At 56.2% G+C, this 12,282-nt stretch carries 8 protein-coding genes, 2 tRNA genes and 3 rRNA genes; 4 read left to right on the top strand and 9 right to left on the bottom strand.

Going from position 1 to position 12,282, the window contains the following annotated elements; genetic code table 11:
- Positions 1 to 64: 64 nt before the first annotated feature.
- Complete coding sequence (locus tag SR858_RS00065; RefSeq protein ID WP_026637863.1) at positions 65 to 673, top strand: TetR/AcrR family transcriptional regulator; 609 nt, start codon at positions 65 to 67, stop codon at positions 671 to 673.
- Positions 674 to 675: 2 nt separating this feature from the next.
- Here SR858_RS00065 and SR858_RS00060 read toward each other — a convergent pair whose 3' ends face one another.
- A complete protein-coding gene (locus SR858_RS00060) occupies positions 676 to 954 on the bottom strand; it encodes an SDR family NAD(P)-dependent oxidoreductase (RefSeq protein WP_019924959.1) in 279 nt (92 codons plus the stop codon).
- Between the two features lie 186 nt (positions 955 to 1,140).
- On the opposite strand from SR858_RS00060, the gene SR858_RS00055 reads away from it, so the two are divergent.
- Both SR858_RS00055 and SR858_RS00050 read left to right on the top strand, forming a co-directional pair.
- Positions 1,141 to 2,037, top strand: a complete 897-nt coding sequence (locus SR858_RS00055) for an AraC family transcriptional regulator (protein ID WP_026637864.1) — start codon at positions 1,141 to 1,143, stop codon at positions 2,035 to 2,037.
- Positions 2,038 to 2,117: 80 nt separating this feature from the next.
- Positions 2,118 to 2,639: an outer membrane beta-barrel protein gene (locus tag SR858_RS00050; RefSeq protein WP_019924961.1), complete on the top strand. Its 522-nt coding sequence runs from the start codon at positions 2,118 to 2,120 to the stop codon at positions 2,637 to 2,639.
- Positions 2,640 to 2,694: 55 nt separating this feature from the next.
- Here SR858_RS00050 and rtcA read toward each other — a convergent pair whose 3' ends face one another.
- The 3 genes from rtcA to SR858_RS00035 are packed head-to-tail and all read right to left on the bottom strand — an operon-like array spanning position 2,695 to position 5,139.
- Positions 2,695 to 3,744, bottom strand: coding sequence for an RNA 3'-terminal phosphate cyclase (rtcA, locus tag SR858_RS00045; RefSeq protein WP_019924962.1), 1,050 nt, complete (start codon positions 3,742 to 3,744; stop codon positions 2,695 to 2,697).
- 2 nt (positions 3,745 to 3,746) lie between these two features.
- Positions 3,747 to 4,982, bottom strand: coding sequence for an RtcB family protein (locus SR858_RS00040; protein ID WP_026637865.1), 1,236 nt, complete (start codon positions 4,980 to 4,982; stop codon positions 3,747 to 3,749).
- Entirely contained in the window at positions 4,939 to 5,139 is a 201-nt protein-coding gene (locus tag SR858_RS00035) for a hypothetical protein (protein WP_154820170.1), read from the bottom strand. The genes SR858_RS00040 and SR858_RS00035 overlap by 44 nt, the downstream gene beginning before the upstream one ends.
- Positions 5,140 to 5,171: 32 nt before the next feature.
- Between SR858_RS00035 and rtcR the strand changes: the two genes are divergently transcribed.
- On the top strand, positions 5,172 to 6,722 hold the full coding sequence (gene rtcR / locus SR858_RS00030; RefSeq protein WP_019924964.1) for an RNA repair transcriptional activator RtcR: 1,551 nt from the start codon (positions 5,172 to 5,174) through the stop codon (positions 6,720 to 6,722).
- A 53-nt stretch (positions 6,723 to 6,775) separates the two neighbouring features.
- Here the strand turns inward: rtcR and rrf are convergent.
- From rrf to SR858_RS00005, 5 genes are all read right to left on the bottom strand, one after another.
- A 5S ribosomal RNA gene (rrf, locus tag SR858_RS00025) occupies positions 6,776 to 6,888 on the bottom strand.
- Between the two features lie 147 nt (positions 6,889 to 7,035).
- Positions 7,036 to 9,908 (bottom strand): 23S ribosomal RNA (locus tag SR858_RS00020).
- A gap of 230 nt (positions 9,909 to 10,138) precedes the next feature.
- Positions 10,139 to 10,214 (bottom strand) — tRNA-Ala (locus SR858_RS00015).
- Positions 10,215 to 10,249: 35 nt separating this feature from the next.
- Positions 10,250 to 10,326, bottom strand: a tRNA-Ile gene (locus tag SR858_RS00010).
- A gap of 64 nt (positions 10,327 to 10,390) precedes the next feature.
- Positions 10,391 to 11,919: ribosomal RNA gene (locus SR858_RS00005) — 16S ribosomal RNA — on the bottom strand.
- The 16S, 23S and 5S rRNA genes sit together here with 2 tRNA genes alongside, the layout of an rRNA operon.
- Positions 11,920 to 12,282: the final 363 nt, after the last annotated feature.

Raw genomic sequence — 12,282 nt, 5'->3', positions numbered from 1 at the left:
CCTCATGATGTTTGACAGCATAGTCAAACTTGACAGCAGTGTCAAGAATGCCGATAATCGGCCCATGGCTGGCATAAAACAATTCAATGAAGAGGACGCGCTGGAGCGTGCGATGCACGTGTTCTGGCAGCGCGGCTATGGCGCGACGTCGATGCAGGAGCTGGCGCAGGCCACCGGCGTGCTGCGCGGCTCGCTCTATAACGCCTATGGCGACAAGCAGGCTATCTTCCTGCTGGCGTTTGCGCGCTACCAACGCCGCTATCTGGAGACGGTGCGCGAGCACATGCAACTGTCCGATCCGGTGGCGGCACTGCGCGCCTACTTTGCCTACGTGATCAAGTCGATGTCGGAACTGGCGCCAGGACGCGGCGAAGACGCGGCGCCACGCACGCGCGGCTGCCTGACCACCAAGATCGCCACCGACGAAACCGCCATGGACGAGCCGGTGCGCAATGCCTTGCGTGGCATGCTGGAAGGATTGGGCCTGGTGCTGGAAGAACGGCTGGCCGCGCCCGATGCGGTGGCGCGGCTGCGCCTGTCGCCGCAAGACGCTGCCCGCCTGCTGGTCACTTTTACTCGGGGAAATGTGGTGATGGAGCGCATCTACCACGGCCCTGAACAACTCCAGGCCACGGCCGACAGCCTGATACAACTACTCTTTAAAGCTGATTAACCTCAGGCGTTATGAATGACGGCATCGACGCGCTTGTGCACGTCTTCGGCAAACGCCAGGAACGCTGCCATTTCGGTCGGCTGATTGACATCGAGCGCATACCATTCGGCCGAGCCACCCGCCTTGCGGATCTCATTGACCAGACCCTGCAAGCGGTTCGAGCGGCGCGCGCCCAGCACCACGTGGTGGCCCTGCTGCGCCAGCTGGCGCGCCGTGGCTGGTCCGCTGCCCCGGCTGGCGCCGGCGATCAGGATGACTTTACGCTGTAACGATGGGTTCATGATGCGGTCCTTTCCCGGGCAATGACACGAGCATGCATCTTACGGCTGCGTATCGATGCTGCAAATGCACATGACTATGCGATTCTTGCCTAATCCTATACTTCAATCGCCAGCCCATGGCGGCCCTGCGTCTTTTGATGGATCATTCCTATTCATGAGAGCATTAAAGGAAATGACGTGGACCGCCTGATCGAACTGCATCGCCAGCTGGCCCGGCACGATGGCTATACCGACACCGACGTGGCCGCCGTACGCCTGACGCGCGCCACCCAGAGCGTGGCCAAGACGCCGGTGATGTCGGAGCCGTGTATCGCCATTGCGCTGCAGGGCCGCAAGCGCGCCTTCTTCGGCACCGATGTGCTGCAGTTCGACGCCAACCAGTACCTGGTGGTGGCCATTCCGATGCCTTTTTCCAGCGCGACGGAAGCCACGCCGGAGGAACCCTTCCTGGGCCTGACGATACAGGTGGACCGCACCACCCTGGCCGACCTGATGTTCGCCATCGATCAGACCGATAACGAAGTGCCGGCCGCGCCCAAGGGCATGATGACCACGCGCATGGATGCGCGCCTGCGCGATACCGTGCTGCGCCTGCTTGAAACGCTCAACTCGCCGCTGGAAGCGCGCGTGCTGGGACCGGCCATCGTGCGCGAGATCTGTTTCCGCGTGCTGATGGGCGAGCAAGGCGCGGCAATGCGCGCGGCGCTCACCAGCCAGGGCCAGTTCGGCCGCATCGCCAAGGCGCTGCGCCGCATCCACGCCGACTACGCCGCCAGCATCGACGTTGGCATGCTGGCGGCCGAAGCCAATATGAGCGTGCCCGCCTTCCACGTGCATTTCAAATCGGTCACGCACTGCTCGCCGATCCAGTATGTGAAATCGGCGCGGCTACACCAGGCACGGCTACTGATGGCGCGCAACGACATGACCGCGCAGGCAGCCTGCGCCCAGGTCGGTTACGAAAGCCCGTCCCAGTTCAGCCGCGAGTTCAAGCGCTTTTTCGGCCGCAGTCCCGGCGAGGAGGCTGATGTGTTGCGCCGCTACCTCGCACCACCGGTGATTGAACCGGCGCAATTGCTTTAAAAGTAATACGAGATTAGTATGGTTGCTTGGCAGCATTGCAAATTACGCAATGCCACCCCTGGCAACTATAGAGGAACAGCATGCGACGTTTTATTCTCATCCTGGCCGCGCTGGCAGCCGCGCCCGCCATCACTATTGCCGCCTCATTCGAACCGGGCGTCTTCCTGGCGCTGGACACCGGCGGCGCATCGACGTCATCGAAATATGCGGCGAACGGCGATGACCTTTCATTCGGCGGCAAGGTCGGTTATCAGTACACGCGCAATTTCGGCTTCGATGTCTATGCCCGCAGCCTGAGCTTTATTTCCAATTCAGGTGTCTTTAGCGAACGCGGCCTCTATCCCGATCAGACTGTTGGCATCGCCGCGCAAGGCACCATGCCACTCAACGAAAGCTTCAGCCTGTTTGGCCGCGCCGGCATCGGTCGCACCAGCTTGAAAGGCAATCGCTCGGGGATGAAGGACAAGGAAGAGACTGACGGCCTGGTGGGCGTCGGCATAAGCTACCACTTCAACCGTCAATGGTCGATCAACCTCGAAGGCAGTTACCTGACCAAGACCGAGATCAAGATGTATTCGTTCGGCGGCCGCTTCCAGTTTTAGCAGCGCAGACAAAACCGCCATCGCTTCGTTGCAGCACCTCGCCCTGAAGGTTCTGTCAGGCGCTCTGATTGCAAGGCACCACCCGCACCCGGCGCCGCTCGCCCATCGCTTCGAATTCGAAGCGCACCGGCAGGAAGCGGGCGATCACCTGGGCATTGGTCAGTGCGTGCAATGACAGCGCGTCGGTAGTGAAGCTACCGGCACCGGCCAGCGCCATGGGCAACATGAGCTGGTCCGCCAGGCACTCGCTCACTGCCGCGCCCGAGGCGATGTAGCGGCGGGCACGCTCCAGCGTCTGTTTCGCCACGGTTTCGGCGCGCACCATTTTTTCGCCGAAGCCGGCAAACACTTCCGTCACATGCTCGTGTTCAAGCGTCAGCAACAGCACGTTGCCTGGCCCCACTTCCAGCGGCAGGCGATGGCACAGCAATTGCGCTTCGCTCCAGCCCATGCCTTGGCCGATGCATTCCAGTTCGCGCCTGGCCACCGACTCGGGCACGCCCGCCACAAAACTTTCCGCATAGCCGTGCAGGCGCGTTCCCCGCTCGGTCAAATCCAGCGCCCGCAAGCCGGCGCATGGCTGCACGGTCGCAACCAGTTCGCCGCCACCGGCCGGGTAAAAGCCGAAGCGCCGCAAAGCGAAATCCACCTCGGCGCCCATCGACGCCAGCACCCGGCCATAGGCGCGCTCGAGAAAGTGCGACGGCGGCGCCATTGAATTATGGGTGCCGCCAGTAACCGTTACCCGCGACAGCTGACCGGCAAACAACAACGCAGGCAAAACGGTCTGCATCACCAGCGTGGAACTGCCGGCGGTGCCGATCGCAAACGCGTAATCGCCGGCGCGGATGGCGCCCGGCACGAACGCCAGTGTTTGCGCGCCGACCGCCACGTCGCCCACGTCGGCGCCGCATATGCGCGCCGCTGCCAGCACCGCCACCAGGTGCTGGCGCAGCAATCCAGGCCGCGACCGCCCCGCACGGATATTGATGATCCGAAACGGCTGGCCGGTAATCATCGACAGGCTCAGCGCCGTGCGCAATATCTGGCCGCCGCCCTCGCCTGCCGCTCCGTCCAGTTCTATCATGCCCATATTCATGCTCATCTTTATCCTTTCACGCACACGACCTGCTTGAGGGTGTGCACCACTTCCACCAGGTCGCGCTGCGCGTGCATGACCGCATCGATATCTTTGTAGGCCATCGGAATCTCGTCCACCACGCTGGCATCCTTGCGACATTCCACGCCGGACGTTGCGCGCGCGTGGTCGTCAGCATTGAAGCGGCGCTTGGCCTCGTTGCGGCTCATGGTGCGGCCGGCGCCGTGGCTGCAGCTGTTAAAACTTTCTTCGTTGCCTTTACCGCGCACGATAAAACTCTTGGCGCCCATCGAGCCCGGAATGATGCCCAGTTCGCCCGGCCGCGCCGACACCGCGCCCTTGCGGGTGATCAGCACATCCTTGCCGAAGTGCCGCTCGCGCTGCACATAATTGTGGTGGCAGTTGACCGCCTCCACGTGGGTCTCGAATGGCTTGGTGATGATGGTGCGCACCGCCGCAATCAGGTTGTGCATCATCACCTCGCGGTTGGTGCGGGCGAAGCGCTGGGCCCAGCCCACCGCCTCGACATAATCCTGGTAGTGAGTGGTGCCTTCTTCCAGGTACGCCAGGTCGTCGTCGGGCAGGTTGATGAAGTGGGTGCGCATATCTTTCTTGGCAAGCTCGATGAAGTGGCTGCCGATGGCATTACCCACGCCGCGCGAGCCCGAGTGCAGCATGAACCACACGGCGCCGGTTTCATCGAGGCACACTTCGATGAAGTGGTTGCCGCCGCCGAGCGTGCCCAGGTGCCGGTAGTTGTTGGTCTTGCTCAGCTTGGGCGTTTTCTGGCAAATCACATCGAACTCGTCCTTGAGTTGCGTCCAGGCCGCATCGACCGGCGCCGGCGGCGTGTTCCAGCTGCCCTCGTCGCGGCCGCGATGGCTGCGGGTCTTGGGCGACATACCGTGGGGAATGGCGCGCTCGATGGCGCTGCGCAGCGGTCCCAGGTTGTCCGGCAGATCGTTGGCGTTGAGCGTGGTCTTCGCTGCCATCATGCCGCAACCGATATCGACGCCGACCGCCGCCGGAATGATGGCGCCCAACGTCGGAATTACGCTGCCGATGGTCGAACCTTTGCCCAGGTGGACGTCCGGCATCACCGCGATGTGCTTGTAGATGAACGGCATGCGGGCGGTGTTGGCCAGCTGCTGCTTGGCCGATTCTTCCACTGGTACGCCCTGGGTCCACATCTTGATCGGGCTACCGTTGCTGGTGTCGAGGGTATCGTAATTGAGCTTTTCCATTTTCTTCTCTTTCATTTTTATCTTGGGTAAGCCTTTTATTGCAAACGCCATGCCAGCTTCTTGAAGATGCGGAAATATTTTTATAAACCATTGAATCAATACGATAATTTTTCTTTTCGACGTCTTTTACTGCCGTTTTGCCGAAATCATCAGGCATAATTATTTATCCTGATTTATAAGATTTTATCCATGAAAATCAAACGCAAAGTAGTGATCGGCTTTGTCGGCAGCCAGTTAGATGGCGGCCAACGCACCGAGCGCTGGGAAAAATGGCGGCCCAGCGTCTCGCTCACCCAGCACGACGACCTGGTGATCGATCGTTTCGAATTGCTCTACAATGGCAAATTCAGGGACTTGAGCGAACGCGTAACACGCGACATCGCCACCGTATCGCCCGAAACCTTGGTCGCCATCCACGAGATACCGATGCGCGACGCTTGGGATTTCGAGGATGTGTATGGGGCGCTGTTCGATTTCGCCAAGAACTATCCGTTCGACACCGAGCACGAGGACTACTGGATCCATATCACCACCGGTACCCACGTGGTGCAAATCTGCTTGTTCCTGCTGACGGAGGCGCGCTACCTGCCCGGCCGGCTGCTGCAGACATCGCCGCCTCGGCGCGGCGGCGACCAGGCCGGTTACCAGCTGATCGATCTCGATCTCTCGCGCTACGACCAGATCGCCCAGCGCTTTTCCAGCGAACAGGCCGAAGGCGTGGCGTTCTTGAAATCCGGCATTCCTACCCGTAATGCCCGCTTCAACACCATGATCGAGGAAATCGAAAAAGTGGCAGTGAAGTCGCGCGCCCCGATGCTGTTGATGGGCCCGACCGGCGCCGGCAAATCGTTTCTGGCGCGGCGCGTATTCGAACTGAAAAAGAATCGCCATCAGCTTGACGGCAAGTTTGTCGAGCTGAACTGCGCCACCGTGCACGGCGACGGCGCGGCGTCTACCTTGTTCGGCCATATCAAGGGGGCTTTTACGGGAGCCGCCAGCAATCGGCCGGGGTTGCTGCGCAGCGCTCACCAGGGCTTGCTGTTCCTCGATGAAATAGGAGAGCTGGGCCTGAACGAGCAAGCCATGCTGCTCAAGGCTCTGGAAGAGAAGCGCTTTCTGCCGGTGGGCAGTGACGAGGAAGTGGCCAGCGACTTCCAGTTGATCGCCGGCACCAACCGCGACCTGGGCGCCGAGGTGCTGGCCGGCCGCTTCCGCGAAGATTTATATGCGCGTATCAACTTGTGGACCTATTCGCTGCCACAGTTGGCCGAGCGGCCCGAGGATATCGAACCCAATGTTGATTTCCAGTTGGCGCTGTTTGCCATGGAAAGCGGCGAGAAAGTCAGCTTCAACAAGGAAGCGCGCACCCGCTACATGCGGTTTGCCATGTCCGGCGAGGCAGTATGGAATGGTAACTTCCGCGACCTGGCAGCTTCGGTCACTAGGCTGGCCACGCTGTCAGATGCCGGCCGTATCACCGACGCACAAGTGATGGATGAAATCGCGCGCCTGAAACGGCTATGGCGACACAGCGTGCAGCCAGAGTTGTTGACCGGACTGGATTTGTTCGACAGCATGCAGCTGGAAGCGGTGATCGCCGTCTGCCGGCAATCGAAATCGCTGTCGGATGCCGGCCGCAAGTTATACGCGGTATCACGCGATGCCAAGGCCAAGCCTAACGATGCCGATCGCCTGAAGAAATACCTAGCCAGGTTTGACCTGCATTGGGATGAGCTCTGAAATGCAAAAAACCCCCAACCGGATCACCGGAAGGGGGTTTTTCTCTATAACTAGCCTGACGATAACCTACTTTCACACTGGTTGCAGCACTATCATCGGCGCAAAATCGTTTCACGGTCCTGTTCGGGATGGGAAGGGGTGGGACCGATTTGCTATGGTCATCAGGCATTGAACTGTACGGGCCGCGTCGGTGACGTTGCCCAGAATCTGGAATTGGTAAGTAGTTGGTGAGTCATGCTCACCTGGGTAATGAAGTTCTGTATCAACGAACGTTCCAACGCACTTCTTATTCACTACAACCTGCTAAGGTTATAGGGACAAGCCGTACGGGCAATTAGTACTGGTTAGCTTAATGCATTACTGCACTTCCACACCCAGCCTATCAACGTCCTGGTCTCGAACGACCCTTCAAAGAGCTCAAGGCTCTGGGAAATCTCATCTCAAGGCAAGTTTCCCGCTTAGATGCTTTCAGCGGTTATCTCTTCCGAACTTAGCTACCCGGCAATGCCACTGGCGTGACAACCGGTACACCAGAGGTTCGTCCACTCCGGTCCTCTCGTACTAGGAGCAGCCCCCTTCAAATTTCCAACGCCCACGGCAGATAGGGACCAAACTGTCTCACGACGTTTTAAACCCAGCTCACGTACCACTTTAAATGGCGAACAGCCATACCCTTGGGACCGGCTACAGCCCCAGGATGTGATGAGCCGACATCGAGGTGCCAAACTCCCCCGTCGATATGAACTCTTGGGAGGAATCAGCCTGTTATCCCCAGAGTACCTTTTATCCGTTGAGCGATGGCCCTTCCATACAGAACCACCGGATCACTATGTCCTACTTTCGTACCTGCTCGACTTGTCAGTCTCGCAGTTAAGCACGCTTATGCCATTGCACTATCGTCACGATGTCCGACCGTAACTAGCGTACCTTCGAACTCCTCCGTTACACTTTAGGAGGAGACCGCCCCAGTCAAACTGCCTACCATGCACTGTCCCCGACCCGGATAACGGGCCAAGGTTAGAACCTCAAATGAACCAGGGTGGTATTTCAAGGTTGGCTCCACGAAAACTGGCGTTCCCGCTTCAAAGCCTCCCACCTATCCTACACAGATTGATTCAAAGTCCAATGCAAAGCTACAGTAAAGGTTCATGGGGTCTTTCCGTCTAGCCGCGGGTAGATTGCATCATCACAAACACTTCAACTTCGCTGAGTCTCGGGAGGAGACAGTGTGGCCATCGTTACGCCATTCGTGCAGGTCGGAACTTACCCGACAAGGAATTTCGCTACCTTAGGACCGTTATAGTTACGGCCGCCGTTTACTGGGACTTCAATCAAGAGCTTGCACCCCATCATTTAATCTTCCAGCACCGGGCAGGCGTCACACCCTATACGTCCACTTTCGTGTTTGCAGAGTGCTGTGTTTTTATTAAACAGTCGCAGCCACCAGTTTATTGCAACCCTTTCGCCCTATCACAGTAAAGTGACCAAGCTACCGGGGCGTACCTTTTCCCGAAGTTACGGTACCAATTTGCCGAGTTCCTTCTCCCGAGTTCTCTCAAGCGCCTTAGAATACTCATCTCGCCCACCTGTGTCGGTTTGCGGTACGGTCTCGTATGACTGAAGCTTAGAGGCTTTTCTTGGAACCACTTCCGATTGCTACAGAACCGAAGTTCTTCGTCCCAGTCCCTTGAATTACGCGCCCGGATTTGCCTAAGCGCCTTCTATGAACCAGAAACTGCCTATTCCAACAGGCAGACAACCTTCCGCGATCCGTCCCCCCATCGCATCATACGACGGTGCAGGAATATTAACCTGCTTCCCATCAGCTACGCATCTCTGCCTCGCCTTAGGGGCCGACTCACCCTGCTCCGATGAACGTTGAACAGGAAACCTTGGGCTTACGGCGTGGGGGCTTTTCACCCCCATTATCGCTACTCATGTCAGCATTCGCACTTCTGATACCTCCAGCATCCTTTACAAGACACCTTCGCAGGCTTACAGAACGCTCTCCTACCATATGCTTACGCATATCCGCAGCTTCGGTGACTGGCTTAGCCCCGTTACATCTTCCGCGCAGGACGACTCGATCAGTGAGCTATTACGCTTTCTTTAAATGATGGCTGCTTCTAAGCCAACATCCTGACTGTTTTAGCCTTCCCACTTCGTTTTCCACTTAGCCAATCTTTGGGACCTTAGCTGGCGGTCTGGGTTGTTTCCCTCTTGACGCCGGACGTTAGCACCCGACGTCTGTCTCCCAAGCTCGCACTCATCGGTATTCGGAGTTTGCAATGGTTTGGTAAGTCGCGATGACCCCCTAGCCATAACAGTGCTCTACCCCCGATGGTGATACTTGAGGCACTACCTAAATAGTTTTCGGAGAGAACCAGCTATTTCCAAGTTTGTTTAGCCTTTCACCCCTACCCACAGCTCATCCCCTAATTTTTCAACATTAGTGGGTTCGGACCTCCAGTGCGTGTTACCGCACCTTCATCCTGGCCATGAGTAGATCACTTGGTTTCGGGTCTACACCCAGCGACTATCGCCCTGTTCGGACTCGATTTCTCTACGGCTTCCCTATATGGTTAACCTTGCCACTGAATGTAAGTCGCTGACCCATTATACAAAAGGTACGCAGTCACAGAACAAGTCCGCTCCTACTGTTTGTATGCACACGGTTTCAGGATCTATTTCACTCCCCTCCCGGGGTTCTTTTCGCCTTTCCCTCACGGTACTGGTTCACTATCGGTCGATTACGAGTATTTAGCCTTGGAGGATGGTCCCCCCATATTCAGACAGGATTTCTCGTGTCCCGCCCTACTTGTCGTACGCTTAGTACCACCGTTTGAATTTCGTGTACGGGGCTATCACCCGCTATGGCCGCCATTTCCAGAGCGTTCCACTATTCAATCGACTATCACGTACAGGCTCTTCCCATTTCGCTCGCCACTACTTTGGGAATCTCGGTTGATTTATTTTCCTGCAGCTACTTAGATGTTTCAGTTCGCCGCGTTCGCCTTGCATACCTATGTATTCAGTATGCAATACCCTAAAAGGGTGGGTTTCCCCATTCGGAAATCTGCGGATCAAAGCTTGTTTGCTAGCTCCCCGCAGCTTATCGCAAGCTACTACGTCCTTCATCGCCTGTAATCGCCAAGGCATCCACCATGTGCACTTATTCACTTGTCCCTATAACGTTAGCCCCTGCGACTAAACAAGGAGCGTTTATAGGAATAAGAAGTACTACGTTGTTGCGTTTGTTGATACATACAATCATTACCCATCGCATTACGTTTTACCGTAACACGACACATAAAAATCTACTTACTTCTTCCAGATTGTTAAAGAACATACAGCACTTGGTCTCTAAAAGACCAAATCTAAACATACGCAGTCTGCGTCGCTTACATTTGAACTCTTGGTGGAGGATGACGGGATCGAACCGACGACCCCCTGCTTGCAAAGCAGGTGCTCTCCCAGCTGAGCTAATCCCCCTGAGATATACAACGGTATTACTAGCTAGTAAAAGCTGGTAGGGCTGGTTGGACTCGAACCAACGACCCCCGCGTTATCAACACGGTGCTCTAACCAGCTGAGCTACAGCCCCAAATGCTGTTCTTCTTGATTGACAGTCGATAAGTGTGAACGCTTGATGATGAGTGCTACTCTAGAAAGGAGGTGATCCAGCCGCACCTTCCGATACGGCTACCTTGTTACGACTTCACCCCAGTCACGAATCCTACCGTGGTAAGCGCCCTCCTTACGGTTAAGCTACCTACTTCTGGTAAAACCCGCTCCCATGGTGTGACGGGCGGTGTGTACAAGACCCGGGAACGTATTCACCGCGACATGCTGATCCGCGATTACTAGCGATTCCAACTTCATGCAGTCGAGTTGCAGACTACAATCCGGACTACGATACACTTTCTGGGATTAGCTCCCCCTCGCGGGTTGGCGGCCCTCTGTATGTACCATTGTATGACGTGTGAAGCCCTACCCATAAGGGCCATGAGGACTTGACGTCATCCCCACCTTCCTCCGGTTTGTCACCGGCAGTCTCATTAGAGTGCTCTTTCGTAGCAACTAATGACAAGGGTTGCGCTCGTTGCGGGACTTAACCCAACATCTCACGACACGAGCTGACGACAGCCATGCAGCACCTGTGTGCAGATTCTCTTTCGAGCACCCTCCAATCTCTCGGAGGTTTCTGCCATGTCAAGGGTAGGTAAGGTTTTTCGCGTTGCATCGAATTAATCCACATCATCCACCGCTTGTGCGGGTCCCCGTCAATTCCTTTGAGTTTTAATCTTGCGACCGTACTCCCCAGGCGGTCTACTTCACGCGTTAGCTGCGTTACCAAGTTAATTAAAACCCGACAACTAGTAGACATCGTTTAGGGCGTGGACTACCAGGGTATCTAATCCTGTTTGCTCCCCACGCTTTCGTGCATGAGCGTCAGTTTTGACCCAGGGGGCTGCCTTCGCCATCGGTGTTCCTCCACATATCTACGCATTTCACTGCTACACGTGGAATTCTACCCCCCTCTGCCAAACTCTAGCCTTGCAGTCACCATCGCCATTCCCAGGTTGAGCCCGGGGATTTCACGACAGTCTTACAAAACCGCCTGCGCACGCTTTACGCCCAGTAATTCCGATTAACGCTTGCACCCTACGTATTACCGCGGCTGCTGGCACGTAGTTAGCCGGTGCTTATTCTTCAGGTACCGTCATTAGATCTCTGTATTAGAAAAACCCGTTTCTTCCCTGACAAAAGAGCTTTACAACCCGAAGGCCTTCTTCACTCACGCGGCATTGCTGGATCAGGCTTGCGCCCATTGTCCAAAATTCCCCACTGCTGCCTCCCGTAGGAGTCTGGACCGTGTCTCAGTTCCAGTGTGGCTGGTCGTCCTCTCAGACCAGCTACTGATCGATGCCTTGGTAGGCTTTTACCCTACCAACTAGCTAATCAGATATCGGCCGCTCCAGGAGCATGAGGTCTTGCGATCCCCCACTTTCATCCTTAGATCGTATGCGGTATTAGCGTAACTTTCGCTACGTTATCCCCCACTCCAGGGTACGTTCCGATATATTACTCACCCGTTCGCCACTCGCCGCCAGGTTGCCCCGCGCTGCCGTTCGACTTGCATGTGTAAGGCATGCCGCCAGCGTTCAATCTGAGCCAGGATCAAACTCTTCAGTTTAATCTCTGTTTATTTGACACTTTCGTGTCACCCTTATTGCTAAGGGGTCGCTCACTCAAAATACTGACAGGCCACTATTTTCATAGCGCCTATTTCATTACTTCTTGTGAACATTTGATATGTTAAGTATCACGGAGACTAGCTCCGTGTGCACTGTCATCAAACGTCCACACTTATCGACTGTTAATTTTTAAAGAACTGTATCTGGTGTTGCGGTACTGCGTTGCCGAAGAAGCGTTTTGTTCATCAGCGAAGAGGCAAGATTATGAAGCGTTTCGAATATTTCGTCAAGCACTTCTTTTTCTTCTCTATTCTCGCTTCACTCGACATTTGCATGTGTTGTTCTGCGAGGGGGCGAATTAT

Source organism: Duganella zoogloeoides, assembly GCF_034479515.1.
In the GTDB taxonomy this organism is placed as follows: domain Bacteria; phylum Pseudomonadota; class Gammaproteobacteria; order Burkholderiales; family Burkholderiaceae_D; genus Rugamonas; species Rugamonas zoogloeoides.
This window is presented reverse-complemented; position numbering and strand designations above follow the sequence as displayed.